Source organism: Acetobacterium wieringae, assembly GCF_023700225.1.
Classification (GTDB): Bacteria; Bacillota; Clostridia; order Eubacteriales; family Eubacteriaceae; genus Acetobacterium; species Acetobacterium wieringae.
The window spans coordinates 2,072,584-2,089,199 of sequence record NZ_CP097897.1; the positions used below are offsets into that span (position 1 = coordinate 2,072,584).

The window sequence follows — 16,616 nt, forward strand, 5'->3', positions numbered from 1 at the left end:
TCACATATCTACCTTTCTTTCGCTCTGCTTCTATGATTTTTCTGCAATTCTTCCAACACTTCGGGCGGTATTTTTGACAGCAGCCGCCCCATCTGCTCGTTGGTTCTCTGCAATTCAAATATCTTCTGATTCGCTTTCTGCACCTTTAGTTCCTGCTCGTACTTTTCATCACGCATACGCCCCGCATAGTCTGATTCCTGCCCAATTCTCTCTTTCAAACTGTCGATATACGCCTGCTGTTTCCCGATTTCCTTAGAGAATTTCTCCACGTCTGGCAGCCATGCAGAGAGTAAATCTAACGCTTTATCCCTTTTCTTCCCTGCGTTAAAGGCGTTGATGTCGGATAGGGCAGACACGATTTCTTCATACTGTTTATCAAGCCTGCCGCCTAATTTATAGAGCCATGTGGGGACGTGTTTCCGCTTGGTTTCCATTGAGGACTGCCCCCGTTCAAGCTGATTCCACCGTGAGGACATCCGCTCATGGTAGGCGGTCTGCCACTCGGATAATGATTTCTGGTTGCCTAAGATAGCTTTCGCTGACAGCTTATTGTCTGGCGTAATCGGCACAAAGCAGAGGTGCATATGGGGCGTTCTCTCGTCCATATGGACGACAGCGGAGAGGATATTCTGCTTTCCAACACGCTCCGAAATGAAGTCAAGAGCCGTCTGGAAATACGCTTTTTGTTCTTCGGGCGGTAACTGGTTCATAAATTCTGGTGAAGCTGTGATGAGCGTTTCCACCATCATCACGCTGTCTTTCCTTGTCCTGCACCCCGCTTCGGCTACCATGCGGTTAATCTCTTTCTTGTAGGTGTACTTTGGTGGTGCTATGAGATGGTAATTGTTTTTAGAGCGTTCCATATCTATATCTGGGTTGCTTTTGTAGGCTTCTTTCTTCCGCTCGTTGTGGCGTTCACAAGCCGCAACGCCGCCCGCTTTTCGTTTCTGGAAACGCAGGATTGCATAAGGCATAGGCGGATTCCTCCTTTCTTTCGGCGGGTGACCGTCCTTTGGGGTGACAGCGGTGACGGTGGTGACAGCAGTTTTGGGATACCCCCTGCCGACTGCCGCAACTGTCACCCTCACCCCCTGCATGACGGTCATGTCGATGATGACGGTGTTTTTGGGATACCCCCCTCGCAAGAGCCGTCACCGTCATGCCGCCATTCTTTTATCCGAAGCCGTAAGGCGTAGGATAGCAGGGCACAGCCCTGCCTTAAGGGAGTCCAGAGGGAACGTCTGGCACACGACTTTGCAGGGCAAAGTGTAGTGTGTTACACCCTGTAAACGCAGTCGGAAAAATCGGAATGATTTTTCTGACCGCAGGGGTGGTTTTACACGACCGAAAAGGGCGAGTAAATCTCACGCCTGCATTTTGCGTTTACGGGGTGTTCTCCCGTAGGGATGACAGCGGCAGGGTATCCTAAAATCACTGTCACCACCGTCACTGCTGTCACCCGCAGGGCAGAGCCGCCAGCTTTACATGGCTTTAAGCGTCAATGACAGTAACAGGGGGGTATCCTAATATCGCTGTCACCACCATCACCGCTGTCACCCGCCCTCCTTGCAAGGGCAATCCGCCTGCCGTCTTTCCTGCGGCTGTACTGGTAGCAGATACGGTTCTCGCTTAAAAATGTGGTGCGGTATTCATTCAGCCATTTCGTAATCACCGTGGGTATGGTTTCCGTTTCCCCCATAGCGGCTAACAGTTCCGTTGCCGTGCCTATCCATTCTTCCTTATCCCTCATAAAATCCACCAACCGAAAAAGGACATCTGGTATCGTTTCTTTCGCAAGCTGCTCCTGCGTTTTCCGCTCCACAAGCTCCCAACGGCAATCACGGAAACGCAGCGTGTATTCCTGATAAGGCGTGTCCCTGCCCGTCACATACAGCTTGGCGGTGTCAGACGCACGTTTCTCCTTTTCCAGAACAAAGGTAGCGTCCGCACTCCCCGTTAATCCTGTCGTCCCAGACACCTTGTTGAACACGTCGCTGTCATTCTGCTTTCGGATGTGGTGTACGACAATGACCGCCAGAGAGTGCCTGTCGGCAAAGTCTTTGATGAGGGAGATGTCCCCATAGTCGCTTGCATAGGCATTGTCTTTTGAAGCTGTACGGACTTTCTGCAAGGTATCAATGACAATGAGCCTGCTGTCTGGGTAATCTTTCAGATAATCTTCAAGCTGCACGATAAGACCGTCTGACAGCTTGCAGCTTGCCACGGCAAAGTGGAGCCGCCCGCTTGCTTCGTCCGTCAAACGAAATAACCTGTCCTGTATGCGGCAGAACGTGTCCTCAAGGCAGAGGTAAAGCACATCGCCCTCCATTGTCGGCATATCCCATAAAGGGATTCCCTGCGACACGCATAAGCATAGCTTCAGCATGAGCCAGCTTTTGCCTATCTTCTGTGAGCCGCAGAACAGCGATAAGCCTGTCGGGATAAGGCTGTCCACCACAAAGGATGGTTTCTCAAGCGGTTCATAAAGGAGCGTTTCGGCGTTGACTGTCTGTAACTTCTGCATGGCTTTCCTCCTTTCGGGCGGTGTCTTTGTTTTCGTTGCACATAGGCGTTGACCTCCTTAAAAATAGATTTACTCCCACGGAAAAAAGTGAGAGTATGTAATGCCGCCAATCCCACACAAATAAAAAACAGATTTCTTTTTCGGGCGGTGTCGGTCACGGTTGGAGATATTTCTTCAATTTCCGCCTTTACTTTCTCCTTTGCAATCGCAACAGATTTCTGTATTGCCGAAGCGGTGCAATGCTCCATAGCGGCGATTTGGTAAAAATTGAACTCATACTCGTAGTAGAGCAGGAAACGCCGCCTTTGTATCTCTGGAAGGCTCCCAACCGCCTTATAGAGCGTTTCATTCCGTTCTTCCTCAACCATGCGTTCATCAAGGCTCTTAGGCACACGCAACGCCCGTCTGTAAAGGGTTTCGTCCCATACCTCGTTAAACTCCCTGTGCCGCTCGTCCCATTAGAAAAGATTCCTGTTCCTGCGCTCCATCTGCCGAAACTCCATAAAGAACTGTTCCGACACTTCCAACTCGTGGGATTTGCCCTGCCCGTCCTTAAAGCTGATAAAATACCTTGTGCCGCTTTCCGTGGATTCCTCCCGAAGCGTGTATGCCTTAACCCTGTATGCCATCCTGTTGTCCTCCTGCAAAAAATGAGTGAGGGGATTTCCATCCCTCACCCAGTAGCCCGCAGGATGGCAGGCTGTTTTAGAAGCTATAAAATTTTCCGCAGCTTCTTCCGCAGATGGTCTAACCTCGCATAGATGGCACCAGTCGTCAAATGCACAAGCGGGGCAATCTCCTTTGTGGAATACCCCTGCATTTTCAGCAGGACGATTTTCAAGGTACGCCCGTCCACCGTGACTAATACTTGATAGAGATTTTCGCTCTCAATCTCTTCCAGTAACTCCGCAACCGTACCCACTTCCGCCTGCCGCTCCCTGCCTGCCATGTCCTCAAGATATTCCGCAACGTCATTCGTCCATCGGTAAAACCGCCTGTTGGAATTGAAGTCTGCCCTGTCCGCCATGCGTATCTGCTCAATGGTCGCTTCATCAACGCCGCACTCACGCAGCAGCTTTTCCTCCGCTTCTTTCCAGATACGCCATTTCCTGTCCTCCCGTCCGTGGTTGTATGCCATTCTTACTTCCTCCAATCAGAATTGATTGAGAGGGCAGAGAAAAGCCCCCTCATCTTCCCAAAGGAAAAAACAAGGGGGCTGAACGCCTTAAATTTTAATTTTCTATTATCTTTCTTAGTTTTATTAGGATTCTGGCTTTGCGTTTGTTTACAACGCTCTGGGTTATGCCCAACCTCGCCCCGACTTCACGCTCGGAAAGTCCGTCAAAAAAGATTGCCTGTATCAGCTCCTGTTCACTATCCGACAGCAAAGGCAGGGCGGCTTTCAGCCTGTCCACCATGACCGCATTGACAACGGTTTCTGCAATGTCCACCGCTTCATCAGTGATAAAGTCCAGAGGATTCCCCTCGCTGTCCGTAAATCCGTCGAGAGATAGCAGTCTATTCTTTGTATCTAATTTTTGCAGATAACGCCACCGTTCCTTGTCACGGTAGAAGTCTGTGTATTGCTCCCTCACGACTTCAAGCAGACAGCCTTGAATGGGGATAAACAGCTTGTCCATATAGGTCTGGTCGGATTCCCTGCAACGGCAGAACTCCGTGTAGGATAATTCCACATAGCCGCCACTTTCTCTGATATATACCTTTCTTGGTGCATATTTCACCATAAATACCTCCCATCTGAATTTTTGAAATGTAAAAAATCCAGATGGAGAGGCGGAGAACGACACCGCATATCAGAAACAGCCCTACGGCACTTTCCAACAAAAATCGACAAAAGAAAAACCGCAAAGGCTCTGTGACCTTTACGGTTATAGGAAATAGTAATTCTATTGTATGGAGATTGTACTTCTACTTTCAAGGTGAGAAGTACCGTTGCACTGGCAGAAATTTTTTTAACTGGTTTCCTGCCGTTCTCTGATATGCTATGTATTGATAAATTTTGCTTCGTATGAGCAGATAGATAACTGCCCGAAAAAAGGACATAAAAAAATCCCTCCAAATTTAAAAACAAATTCAGAGGGTAATTTAGGGTATAACAAAATAACCCACCCGAATATCGTTTTTTTTATTTGGTGAGTTTGTTCTTTCAAATACGAAACAAAAAGAGCCGATGATTCGTGAATTGTTCCACAATTTCATCGGCTCTGCGTCTTAAGCGTCTGGCTCTTTGATGACAGTTATCTTCAAGTTGTCAACTTTAATCAATCTTTCTTGTCTGCATTTTGGACAATAAAGGGGATAATTCTCCAAAACAGTGTCCTTCCTAATTTTATTACGGGTTTTGCTCCCACAAACAGGACACAATATCCATTCGCATTTCATCATAATTAGTCTCTAATCCTTTCAAATCTCATTTTATATGACTTTTGCAAGCTGTTAAGCTAACTTGTGGAACATATGCCGAACCTTATCTATACGGCTATTCGGGGGCAGGGGTTGGCAAATAAATTTACCAATAGCTGGCTGGTATCCTTTTAACTCTGTCAAGCAGACTCCCTGCCCATTTGTGAAATAAGTTAAATCGTTCCTGTATTCTTGAATACATCTAGCAGGGATTTCTCCTTTCAGAATGACCTCGTCATTCTTTATCTGAGTACTTACAATATCTGCACAATACCTTGGAGCATCATGATACGCCCGTGAGAGATATTCCTGCGGTGCATAAATTTCAAAGTGGAGATATGGCTCTAATAGTTCTGTCCCTGCTTTTTTTAAAGCCTGCTCCAATACGATAGGGGAAAGCAGCCGAAAGTCTGCGGGGGTACTTACAGGACTATAATACAATCCATATTCAAAACAGATTTTACAGTCTGTCACTTTCCATCCATACAGCCCCTGCTCGCAGCCATAAAGAACCCCCTCCATAACCGCATTTTGGAACGATTGATTTAAATATCCAAGTGAAACTCTGCTTTCATACTGCACTCCGCTTCCAATAGGGAGCGGCTCTATGGACAACCCGACAGAAGCCCAGAAAGGATTTGGCGGGACTTCTATGTGGATGGTATATTCTGCTTTTCTAAGCGGTCTTTCCATATATATAACAGTAGGCTCTTTTATTTCTGCCTCCACATGATATTTTTCCTCAAGGATGGCACAAATGACTTCCATCTGCACATTCCCCAAAAAAGAAAGTATAATCTCATGCGTTGTAGTATCCACATAATATTTTAAAAGAGGGTCGCCATCTGAAATTTCTGTAAGTGCCCCAAGCAATATTTCCCGCTGTTCAGATTTCTTTACTGCAATCGTTGTTTGGAGCATAGGGAGAGGATTTTCAATAAATTTTCTCTGCGGCAACAGTATTTCGTTCCCCAAAATACTGTTTAGCTGCAAAACATCATTTGGTAAAATTACAATATCACCAGAGCAGGCTGTATCGGATGAATATAATTCACCGTTTGTCGGAACACACATCTCTGTGATTTTTATTTTCTCTTTTTCAGATATTCTAATAACATCCCTCAAATGCAATGTTCCGCTATATATACGCACATAAACAAAACGCCGCCTTTTCTCTGAATATTCAATCTTAAAAACCTGCCCGCATAGTTCAGATTGACCTTCAGGCGTTGATGAATAAAATTTACTGGCAATTACTTCTATAAGCTGCCGAATCCCCAGATTGTTTTTAGCGCTTCCGTGATAAACGGGAAATAACGTTCCGTTTTGGAATCTCCTGTTTTCTTCCTGTTCCAGTTCTGACATTTTAAACGGTTTCCCTGACATATATTTCTCTAATAGTTCATCGTTTCCCATAATTACCGCATCCCACTGTTCCATATCGTCATTGTCCGTTACATTTATATGGGGATGCTGCCCAACCTTTTGCTTCACTATAATTTCCGAAGAAAGCTTTGCTTTCATTTCCCGATATACCATTGGCAAATCAATCCCCTCTTGGTCAATTTTATTGATGAAAAAAATTGTCGGAATCTTCATTATCTGTAGTGCATGAAACAGTATACGGGTCTGTGCCTGTATGCCATCCTTTGCAGAAACTAATAATACTGCTCCGTCTAATACGGATAAAGAACGGTATACTTCCGCCAAAAAATCCATATGGCCTGGCGTATCTATAATGTTGACTTTTACATCCTCCCACTGAAAAGATGTCACTGCTGTCTGGATAGTGATTCCCCTTTGACGCTCCAAATTCATTGTATCTGTCCTTGTTGTGCCTTCATCTACGCTCCCTAGTTCTGCAATTGCACCACTGGTATACAATAAACTTTCCGTTAATGTTGTCTTTCCTGCGTCAACGTGAGCCAGAATGCCTAAGTTAATTATTTTCATGTGATTTTCCTCCTATCAACACCCAAAAAAGGGCATAAAAATACCCAGTGATAAATACTCCTATCACTGGGTAAATAACTCCAATAGCCCCAAAACACTTATATGTTTTCGGGCATATAAAATTACATGATAAAAGTATTCTTAAACTGGGTACAAAAAACTAAGCCCCATATTAAAAGTGAAACGGGACTGCTACTTTTTGTTCCCACTATCAAATTGACAGTTTATTTAAGAATACCTTGCCGCATATTTATTAACTCCTTGTATAATACTGAATCTAATTATATTCCTTAACCCTTTATTTGTCAAGCTGACAAACTAAAGCAGAAAAAGCGGCAGGATTTCCCCCTGCCACTAATCATCTGTTTATGCAAAAATAATTTCCTTTTCCACAATCTCCCTCGCACAAGCCCTTATGTTATTGAGGCATCCTGTCCATTCTAAGGCGTTTTCTGCCTTTAGCTGTTCCGTTATGCCCTGTGCCTGTTTCATACCCTCTATGAGCCTTTCAAAGCGTTCCTGTGCCTGTCTGTTGATGTCGGCAAGGTAGGCGTTTAGCCTGCCGCTTGTAAGAAGATTGGTGTATGTAACTTTACGGTACTGTTTTAGATAATCTAAATGCCGTTGCCCCCAGATGCCTATTGCCTGTTCTTCTTCGGCGGGTACAGTTAAGCACGGTATCAAATAATCCCCTTGCCTTTCGTATTTGCCGCCCAGTTCCTCAAATAATGATTTTGCCATTGTCTGTTACCTCCACATTCTTTTTTATTTTGAATGTCCGCAAAATCCGTCCTACATCTGCTGGACAACCTGGGCAACCTGTTCAACGCCCATGTTAATCTGAGCAATGCCGGTGGCCTGTTCATTGGAGGCTTCGGCAATGTTACCGATCAAATCATTGACCTGGGCAATTCCGGCCACAATTTCATCCAGGGCACTGGCGGTTTCATCAGCAATTTTGGTACCTTCAGCCACCTTGCTGATGGAGCCTTCAATTAAGCCGGTTGTTTCTTTGGCGGCATCGGCACTGCGGGCAGCCAGTGTCCGAACTTCTTCGGCCACCACCGCAAAACCTTTTCCGTGCTGTCCGGCCCGAGCCGCTTCCACTGCCGCATTCAGGGCCAGAATATTGGTCTGGAAGGCAATATCATCAATGACCTTAATAATCTTGGAGATATCTTCAGACGACTTGTTGATCTCCACCATCGACTGCTGCATTTCCGTCATTTGATGGTTACCTTTGTCGGCATTTCCCATCACATCGGTGGCCAGTTCTCTGGCTTTATTGGCATTGACGGCGTTATTCTTGGTTTGATCGGCAATCTCCGTAATCGAGGCCGTCAGTTCCTGAATCGAGCTGGCCTGCTCGGTGGATCCCTGGGCCAGCGCCTGACTGCTGTCGGATACCTGGTTGGCCCCGGCATTAACCTGCTCTGCGGCATGATTAATGTCACCCAACAACGAGTTCAAGGTTCCAATAATGGTATTGAGGGCATCCGAAATCGCATTGAAATCGCCGCCAAAGGCACTGACATGATCCAGGTTCAGATTACCATTGCTGATTTCTCCAGTAACCGTGGCTATTTCGGTGACGATCGTTTTAAAATTACTGCCCATTTCGTTGACCGCTTGTTTTAGTACATCAAAACTCCCCTGGTAATAGCCATCAACAGTCACATCCAGATTGCCTTTGGCAATCGCATCCATTACCGTTGCGACCTCTTCCATCGGTCTGGCCATTACCGCAAGTATGCCATTCATTCCGCCAATCAGTTCGTTCCATGAACCACTGAACTTGGTTTCATCAGCCCGAACGTCAAGATCGCCCTGCATGGCCGCGGTGGTTAGAATGATGGCATCACCAATCAGGTTATCAATGGATTTTTTAACCTCACGCAGATTAGTTTCAATCGCACTGAACTGCTCATAAATCTCACTGGTATACTCATCGGGTTCCTGAATATTCATATCAAAATCAAGATTCCCTGCTGATAAGCGTTGTAAATTTTCAGCCAGGCGGTTGATTTCGACTTCAGCATATTTATTCGCACTCATGGTTCCCGTCGTGTTAAATGACGTTTCTACATAACCAATGGTCTGACCCTTTTTGTCGATAATTGGTGTTGTATCCATTCGATAATGCCCGCCGCGATATTCAAAGGGAAACTCAATTCTGCCCGTTTTGCGGTATGCTTTTACACCGCAATCCTCGTTTTTACACATATCCAGATTCGATTTACAACAGTCATCACCATAAAGTGATTCCCGACTGCCATCTCTCCCGGTTGCAATTCTCAAATCCTGGAGCGTCTTATTGATAAAGGTCCATTTCAAGTCCGTATCGACAACGGTAATCCGGTATGGCATGGCATCCAGAATCGCCTGAAAGAAATCACGTTTGTCAGCCAGGGTTAGTATGGCCCGATTGAGATGTTTGATCCCTTTATTATAATCACCCACCATTTCCGGCGTCTGATAATCTTCCAGGTCGGCCTCATTTTCTACCAGTTCGGGAAGCTGCATCAAGTAATCATTTAGCGTTTTGATGGTCGACTGGATTACTACCAGGTTATTCCCGATAATGTCTCCCTCCGCTGGCAGAACAACCGGTTCCGACAATTCCCCCAAAGCCAATTTTTCTGTCATTTCTGAATGCAACTTCATTTTGTCAGCAATCTCAAAAAGTGCATCAGCCACTTCTCCCAACTGATCCTGGGTGTTTTCAACTTTGATCGCTGCTGCCATATCGCCACTAGCCAGCCGATTGGCTGCTTCAGTCAATCGGGTTAACCGGTTTGAAAGTCCCTTTACGCTAAGAACACTCACGCCAACCATGACGGCGATACCAATTGCGAAAATTACCACCAGGTTATTTTGAACTTCAGCAAACTGGGGCAAACTCTGACTGGCAACGGTCATCGCTATGCCCGCCGTTATACCAAAAATCAGGATCGCCGGTAGAACTACCGTCTGAATAATTTTTGACAGCAAACTCTTTTTTTGTCCCATCCTATCCTCCTATGATTAACAATTTTCAAATAAGTAATTCGTCTTCACCACGTTTCCTGGAAAGATTATACCCATAAAACAATCTTGCAATCGTTGCTGTTACTCTTCACAGCCCAGGTATTCAGCCAGCATCATTTAAAAATTGGTTTCATTATATATGAAATTTCTCGTAAACTCAACTTCAATTTTTGTTTCTTTAAAATGTTCTATCAGCTTTGTATTAAACACAATTAAAAATGACGTTAGCAGCATTTCCTAACGTCATTTCCAATTAAATAGTTATTATTTGGTCATTTATCGCAACTGAAACTGGTCAATCATCTGTTTTAACAGAATCGACTGGCCGGAAAGCTCTTCGCTGGCTGCTGCACTTTCTTCTGCCGTGGCCGAGTTCTGCTGGACAACCTGGGCAACCTGTTCAACGCCCATGTTAATCTGAGCAATGCCAGTGGCCTGTTCGTTGGATGCTTCGGCGATGTTACCGATCAAATCATTGACCTGGGCAATTCCAGCCACGATTTCATCCAGAGCGCTGGCGGTTTCATCAGCAATTTTGGTACCTTCAGCCACCTTGCTGATGGAGCCTTCAATTAAGCCGGTTGTTTCTTTGGCGGCATCGGCACTGCGGGCAGCCAGTGTCCGAACTTCTTCGGCCACCACCGCAAAACCTTTTCCGTGCTGTCCGGCCCGAGCCGCCTTCCACTGCCGCATTCAGGGCCAGAATATTGGTCTGGAAGGCAATATCATCAATGACCTTAATAATCTTGGAGATATCTTCAGACGACTTGTTGATCTCCACCATCGACTGCTGCATTTCCGTCATTTGATGGTTACCTTTGTCGGCATTTCCCATCACATCGGTGGCCAGTTCTCTGGCTTTATTGGCATTGACGGCGTTATTCTTGGTTTGATCGGCAATCTCCGTAATCGAGGCCGTCAGTTCCTGAATCGAGCTGGCCTGCTCGGTGGATCCCTGGGCCAGCGCCTGACTGCTGTCGGATACCTGGTTGGCCCCGGCATTAACCTGCTCTGCGGCATGATTAATGTCACCCAACAATGAGTTCAAGGTTCCAATAATGGTATTGAGGGCATCCGAAATTATACTAAAATCACCGCCGAAATCACTGACATTGTCCAGGTTAAGATTGCCTTTGCCAATCGCCTCGGTAACCGTCGATATTTCCCCAACAATTTCCTTGAATCCCGCCCCCATTGAATTGACTGACTCCTTAAGCTCCTCAAAACTTCCTTGGTAAGAGCCTTTTACCGTTGCTTTCAGGTTGCCGCTTGAAATCTGATCCATCACTACCGAAACCTCTTGAAGCGGCTTTGATATTTCAGCAAGGATACCATTCATCCCGCTGATCAATTCCTGCCATGAGCCATCAAACTTTGTCTCATCCGCCCGGGTACCCAGCTGTCCTTCAATTGCAGCATGGGTCAGTTTGCTGGCATCATCAATCAGATTGCCAATGGTGCCTTTCACCTCTGCCAGGCTATCCCCAATTGCCTTAAACTGCTCATAAACTTCGCTGGTGTACTGTCCTGGTTCATCGACCTGTAAATCCAAATCCAGATTACCTTCAGATAAACGATGGAGATTTTCAGCCAGTCGCATGACCGCATCGCTACGATAATTATTCACACTCATAACCGGAGTGATATCATGGGAGACATCCACATAACCAATCTTCTCGCCTTTTCGATTGATCAGATTCATGGTATCCATACGATAATGTCGATCACGGAATTCAAAACGATGCTCAGAATAACCCAGCTCATTGAGTCGCTCACCACCAGCGTTTAACGCTTTAACCCCACAGTCTTCGGTGTGGCACATTTCCAGATTACAGGAGTTGCACGGAACCCCGCGAATCTCTTCCCGAGAACTGGCTGTCCCGGTCAGTTTCATAAGATCTTCGAGAATTTTATTAACAAAAACCATATTCATATTCTGGTCAATTGTTGTAATCCGATAAGGTAAGGCATCCAGAATGGTTAAATAATATTCCATATTGGTGGAAACTATTGCCATGGCCTGATTCACGTGAGTGATGGCTTTTTTATAATCACCAGCCAGATTATCTTCGATACGACGATCAAAATACTCGTTTTTTTCAACTAATTCCGGCATTGAGACAAGATAGTCAAGCAGTTTCGTCATCGACTTTTGTGCCGCTAACAAATCATTTCCCAACAGGTCATTACCCGATACTAAAGAAATATCCTCTGTTAAATCTCCAGTCGCCATTTTCTGAGCCATTTTTGCATAAATTTTATTATTCTCTACAACCAAGGACAAGGCTTCTGAAATGGCACTCAACTGATCCTGAGCGTCACCCGACCGCAATTTGACATCAATATCTCCATCCGCTATTTTTTGTGCGGCTTCAGCCAGATTGGTTATTCTGTTTGACGAATCCTTCATCCCTAAAACAACGATGCCGATAACCACTGCTAAACCGATTACATAAACCAGCAATAAGCTGTTTTGAATCTCTGAGAACTGCTCAAAGCTCTGACTTGTAATGACCATAGCAATACCTGCGACAGCACCAAATACTAATGCTACCGGTACGACAACTGTCATCAGGATCTTTGACAATAAACTCTTTTGATTTTTCATACGCTTTCTCCTTAAATTTTATACTCATTTAAAATTAATCTAACTGCCCATCACAGTTCCAGTCTGTGATCAAACCGGAAAGGACACATCATGTAAGAAACACGACAAGGATTATCTTTCATGATTTAGATTCTCATTTGGTCACGAATAATATTATATCGGATAATTTACGAAATCACAATTATTATTTGACTTTCACAAACATTCTAAGTGATTCCACTACTCTATTATCGTCAGTTTTCAGCCAAACATTAACTTAATTTAAATTTAAGTCAAAAGCAAAAAACGGCCTAACCTTCTTTTAAAAAAAAGAGCTGAAACAAATTCAGCTGGTTTTTTATAATCAGATAACATCTTTCTTTCGTTTTTTAATGGGAACTGCTGTATACCAACTCGTTTTTTTCAAAGTCAAACGTATTGTTAATGTGTCCCAGAATAATGAGTACTTTACTCAGATTCTCAAAATACACAGCATCATACTTGGCGCTCCCAATGTCAAATCCCTTTAACGTCGGTAATAATTCTTCAGCACGATCATGATTGCTTTCCACCGTGGTACACAATTTGTAGAGCTTTTTAAACTGATATTCCTCCACCACATAGAATCGGCCGTCATCGACGCCATTTTGAATGTTCTCTAAAAACCAGCGATGAATCTGATTAGTTTTTTTAAACCGCCCCATCACTTCTGAAGCCACTGCCCAAGGCTTTAGCCGCAATTGTTTGAGATCCACACCCTTGTCACATTTATATAAAACACTCTCTAAACCCATGTTGTCTCCCTCCACTTAGCAATCGATCTTGCTTTTTTAGTAATGCACACAATCAGTGAATCTCACCAAATGAACCAGCTTATTTAAGATTCTGATGTTATCGCATTTGTCTTTCTACCATTTTACCTACCCCTTTTCATTTAGTCAATTATAAATAACATCGTTTTAGTTTATTTTTAAATTATAATCGGTGCCGATGAATTTTATTTCGTTCAGAGTCATGTTATAATATAGAAAACTGTGAAGTAAGGAGAAAAAAATGAGAAATCGAGTTGGAAACTTGTTATGGGGACTTCTGTTGGTCGTTATTGGCCTTGGTTTTGCCGGAAATGTGTTTGGCCTTTGGAATTTTGAATTATTTTTTACTGGCTGGTGGACCCTGTTTATAATTGTTCCCTGTGCCATTAGCATGGTTCAAAATGGGATTCAGCTTTGGAATACCATTGGACTGGGTATTGGGGTATTACTTTTTATATCAGCCCGGGGTTATTTTGATGGGTCGCTACTGGTCGATCTGATTTTTCCAATTATTATCATTGCCGTTGGTCTGAGCATTATGTTTAAAGATCGCCTCAGCAAAAATGCCAAGCTGATTCAAGGCATGACTAAGGATGGTCTCCCCGAATATTCTGCTGTTTTCGGCGGTCAGGAGATTAACTTTCCTGGCGAAGAATTTAATGGTGCTAATTTAACTGCGGTTTTCGGGAGTGTTTCCCTTGACCTAAGACAAGCGATTATCAACCAGGACATTTATATTTCTGCCACTGCCGTCTTTGGCGGCGTTGATCTGTTGGTTCCCAATAATGTCCGGGTAGAAATGTCGACAACACCGATTTTTGGCGGCGCTTCGAACAAAGCCAATCAACCATTAGGCGATAATCCTCCGACTATCTATATCAACTCCACCAATATCTTCGGGGGGACAGAAGTCAAATGAATACCAATCACACATGGATTAAATACCTGGCCATTGCCTTTGGTCTGGTTCTGGCATTAGGAATCATCTCCAGTATTGTCAATGGCGGCGTGGCTCTTTTGCGGGGTTTTGGATTTATCGATAATCGCCCCCCCATCACTGAACAAAATAGTCATAGCTTCAAGCAGGATTTCAGTGGTAAACTGGAGTCTGTTCTGATCAAATTTGACGCCGGTAGTATTACCCTGCAAAGCGGCGACACTTTTCAAGTTGAAGGTACAAACATTCCGGCAAGCTTAACTGCCACTCTGGACAATAGCAAACTTGTCATTGAAGATCAGGAAAATACCAATATCTTGCCGAATCTGATCGGCAAAGATAAAGCTCCCAATCTTGTGGTGACAATCCCTCGTGACACTCATTTAAAAAAAATGGAACTTGAAATCGGGGCTGGACGTGGCGAATTATTAGAAATTATCACCGATGAACTGATCCTCAAACAAGGCGCTGGAGAAATTGTCGCAGACCAGCTTCAAGCCGATTCCGGTAAACTTAACGGCGGTGCCGGTGCTGTTCATTTTACCGATGTTCAACTCAATGACTTTGCTATCAAAGGTGGTGTCGGACTCATAGATATTCAAGGACTGGTTACTGGCGATCTGGAAATCGACTGTGGCGTTGGCCAGACCAGTTTAGATATCAACGCCAGTGTGAACGACTATTTTATTACCGCTGACCAGGGTATTGGCCCCATTACCATTAATGGTCAAAATCTTTCAGAAACTGGTACTGGATCAAAATCTGCACCGCATCACATTGATATCGATGGCGGGGTCGGACCAGTTAACTTGACCTTTAAATAGCCCATGAAAAAACACGTTTAAACGATTGTCTAAACGTGTTTTTTAGTGAATCTGACTTATCTGACAAAATGCATATACACTTTTTTATAAGGGTTCGGCTCGGCCACAACCCCCTTGCCATTTTCGATCAGGCGCATCAACCAAACCATATTGGCAGCTGTGACCTCAATGGTCTGAGCACCTTCAGTATCCTGGGAGGCTTCTCCCGCAGTCCGACCATGAATAACATTCCAGTAGTTACCAGTAGCCATAACCATTTCGGAGTAGGTGATATAGTGATTTAATTGATCAATGCTTGCCACCCCACCAGAACGTCTGACGGCAACCAGGGCGCCAGCCACCTTGTGACGAAACAATCCACCATTGGCGCCGGCAACATAAAAAGCTCGATCCAAAAATGACTTCATATTTCCGCTGATGCCGGAAAAGTGGACAGGGCTGGCAAAAACAATCCCATCAGCGGCCTTCATTTTTTGAATTCCTTCGTTGACAACATCTTTGGTAAAGATACACTGCTCGTTTTTATTTTTTCCACAGGCATTGCATCCCGTACAGCCTTGAACCGCCTTCATCCCAACGTTGAAAATTTCAAAATCGATGCTTTCTTGAGCAAAAATATCACCCGCAATACTAAGCGCCGTAAATGTATTTCCTTCACCGTGTGGACTGCCATTTATACCAATTACTTTCATTTCTTACCTCCCAAGCATTATGCTCCAGCTATTCTATTTGTTGTTAGTATACCACATTATTTTTAAAGTAAACAAGCAGTCAACTGCTTGAAATCTTTCAGATTAGCAGATTTTATTGTTTGACCACGAATTGTTTTGTGTTATACTGGGAACATTATTCTATCAGGAGGGCATCATGACTGGCTACATTGTAAGATTTATCAAACTGAATTTTGGGCTCTTTCTATATGGATTGGGAATTATTGTGACCATGCGGGCAAATGTCGGTTATGCTCCCTGGGAAGTTCTGCACAGTGGGATCAGTCAAACCCTTGGGGTCAGTATCGGGTTGGTGAATACCGCCGTGGGCGCCCTCATTGTTGCCATTGTATTCATGCTGGGGGAAAAAATTGGACTTGGCACTATTTTTAATATGTTCATGATCGGACTCTTCATGGATCTGATCCTTTATTTAGATTTCATCCCACTTTTTGACAACTTCTGGATCGGGTCTCTGGTACTCATTATTGGTCTTTTTATTATTTCACTGGGAACATACTTTTATATTTCATCAGCCTTCGGCGCTGGTCCCCGGGATAGCCTGATGGTGGCGGTAACCCGCAAGACAGGACTGCCTGTGGGCCTTTGCCGCGGTATTTTGGAAGTCAGTGTTGTTTTTATTGGCTGGCTACTGGGTGGAATGGTTGGTTTGGGAACGGTTATTTCGGCCTTTGCCATTGGGTTTTGTGTACAAATCACCTTTAAACTGGTAAAATTTGACCCCACCCAGGTAAAACATGAAACCTTTGGCGTCATGTTTCATAATTTGCGCAACCTCAAAAAACACGATTAAACTG

The 16,616-nt window shown here is 44.5% G+C and carries 12 protein-coding genes and 2 pseudogenes; 3 read left to right on the forward strand and 11 right to left on the reverse strand.

All coding sequences use genetic code 11. The features are described 5' to 3' along the window. Positions 1-8: 8 nt before the first annotated feature. The 10 genes and pseudogenes from mobV to CHL1_RS10140 form a co-directional block, all read right to left on the reverse strand. Positions 9-974, reverse strand: a complete 966-nt coding sequence (gene mobV, locus CHL1_RS10085) for a MobV family relaxase (RefSeq protein ID WP_001820668.1) — start codon at positions 972-974, stop codon at positions 9-11. 524 nt (positions 975-1,498) lie between these two features. Then, a complete protein-coding gene (locus CHL1_RS10090) occupies positions 1,499-2,524 on the reverse strand; it encodes an AAA family ATPase (protein ID WP_001170964.1) in 1,026 nt (341 codons plus the stop codon). A 712-nt stretch (positions 2,525-3,236) separates the two neighbouring features. Continuing rightward, a complete protein-coding gene (locus CHL1_RS10100; RefSeq protein ID WP_000323895.1) occupies positions 3,237-3,662 on the reverse strand; it encodes an RNA polymerase sigma factor in 426 nt (141 codons plus the stop codon). A gap of 94 nt (positions 3,663-3,756) precedes the next feature. Further along, positions 3,757-4,269: a sigma-70 family RNA polymerase sigma factor gene (locus CHL1_RS10105; protein ID WP_000241709.1), complete on the reverse strand. Its 513-nt coding sequence runs from the start codon at positions 4,267-4,269 to the stop codon at positions 3,757-3,759. A 471-nt stretch (positions 4,270-4,740) separates the two neighbouring features. After that, positions 4,741-4,930, reverse strand: a pseudogene (locus CHL1_RS10110) (cysteine-rich KTR domain-containing protein). Positions 4,931-4,981: 51 nt separating this feature from the next. Then, positions 4,982-6,901, reverse strand: coding sequence for a tetracycline resistance ribosomal protection protein Tet(O) (gene tet(O) / locus CHL1_RS10115; protein WP_250932695.1), 1,920 nt, complete (start codon positions 6,899-6,901; stop codon positions 4,982-4,984). Positions 6,902-7,267: 366 nt separating this feature from the next. Continuing rightward, the gene (locus tag CHL1_RS10120; RefSeq protein ID WP_001129922.1) at positions 7,268-7,642 is read right to left on the reverse strand and encodes a TnpV protein; all 375 of its coding nucleotides are present in this window, start codon (positions 7,640-7,642) and stop codon (positions 7,268-7,270) included. A 51-nt stretch (positions 7,643-7,693) separates the two neighbouring features. Next, on the reverse strand, positions 7,694-9,910 hold the full coding sequence (locus CHL1_RS10125) for a methyl-accepting chemotaxis protein (protein WP_250932697.1): 2,217 nt from the start codon (positions 9,908-9,910) through the stop codon (positions 7,694-7,696). 294 nt (positions 9,911-10,204) lie between these two features. Next, positions 10,205-12,536, reverse strand: a pseudogene (locus tag CHL1_RS10135) (methyl-accepting chemotaxis protein). Between the two features lie 368 nt (positions 12,537-12,904). Further along, on the reverse strand, positions 12,905-13,309 hold the full coding sequence (locus CHL1_RS10140) for a hypothetical protein (RefSeq protein ID WP_070369465.1): 405 nt from the start codon (positions 13,307-13,309) through the stop codon (positions 12,905-12,907). Positions 13,310-13,568: 259 nt separating this feature from the next. Here CHL1_RS10140 and CHL1_RS10145 point away from each other — a divergent pair, with 259 nt between their 5' ends. Beyond that, positions 13,569-14,246, forward strand: coding sequence for a LiaF transmembrane domain-containing protein (locus tag CHL1_RS10145; RefSeq protein WP_070369464.1), 678 nt, complete (start codon positions 13,569-13,571; stop codon positions 14,244-14,246). Beyond that, complete coding sequence (locus CHL1_RS10150) at positions 14,243-15,088, forward strand: DUF4097 family beta strand repeat-containing protein (protein WP_148636483.1); 846 nt, start codon at positions 14,243-14,245, stop codon at positions 15,086-15,088. Before CHL1_RS10145 ends, CHL1_RS10150 begins: the two co-directional genes overlap by 4 nt. A 56-nt stretch (positions 15,089-15,144) precedes the next feature. Here CHL1_RS10150 and CHL1_RS10155 read toward each other — a convergent pair whose 3' ends face one another. Next, positions 15,145-15,780 carry a flavodoxin family protein gene (locus CHL1_RS10155; RefSeq protein WP_070369461.1) on the reverse strand — a complete coding sequence of 212 codons (636 nt, stop codon included), beginning with the start codon at positions 15,778-15,780 and terminating at the stop codon, positions 15,145-15,147. 175 nt (positions 15,781-15,955) lie between these two features. On the opposite strand from CHL1_RS10155, the gene CHL1_RS10160 reads away from it, so the two are divergent. After that, on the forward strand, positions 15,956-16,612 hold the full coding sequence (locus CHL1_RS10160; RefSeq protein ID WP_148636482.1) for a YczE/YyaS/YitT family protein: 657 nt from the start codon (positions 15,956-15,958) through the stop codon (positions 16,610-16,612). Positions 16,613-16,616 lie beyond the last annotated feature (4 nt).

Coding starts and splice junctions, on each gene's coding strand:
- mobV (WP_001820668.1), bottom strand. CDS start 974: ATGCCTTATGCAATCCTGCGTTTCCAGAAACGAAAAGCGGGCGGCGTT.
- CHL1_RS10090 (WP_001170964.1), bottom strand. CDS start 2,524: ATGCAGAAGTTACAGACAGTCAACGCCGAAACGCTCCTTTATGAACCG.
- CHL1_RS10100 (WP_000323895.1), bottom strand. CDS start 3,662: ATGGCATACAACCACGGACGGGAGGACAGGAAATGGCGTATCTGGAAA.
- CHL1_RS10105 (WP_000241709.1), bottom strand. CDS start 4,269: ATGGTGAAATATGCACCAAGAAAGGTATATATCAGAGAAAGTGGCGGC.
- CHL1_RS10120 (WP_001129922.1), bottom strand. CDS start 7,642: ATGGCAAAATCATTATTTGAGGAACTGGGCGGCAAATACGAAAGGCAA.
- CHL1_RS10125 (WP_250932697.1), bottom strand. CDS start 9,910: ATGGGACAAAAAAAGAGTTTGCTGTCAAAAATTATTCAGACGGTAGTT.
- CHL1_RS10140 (WP_070369465.1), bottom strand. CDS start 13,309: ATGGGTTTAGAGAGTGTTTTATATAAATGTGACAAGGGTGTGGATCTC.
- CHL1_RS10145 (WP_070369464.1), top strand. CDS start 13,569: ATGAGAAATCGAGTTGGAAACTTGTTATGGGGACTTCTGTTGGTCGTT.
- CHL1_RS10150 (WP_148636483.1), top strand. CDS start 14,243: ATGAATACCAATCACACATGGATTAAATACCTGGCCATTGCCTTTGGT.
- CHL1_RS10155 (WP_070369461.1), bottom strand. CDS start 15,780: ATGAAAGTAATTGGTATAAATGGCAGTCCACACGGTGAAGGAAATACA.
- CHL1_RS10160 (WP_148636482.1), top strand. CDS start 15,956: ATGACTGGCTACATTGTAAGATTTATCAAACTGAATTTTGGGCTCTTT.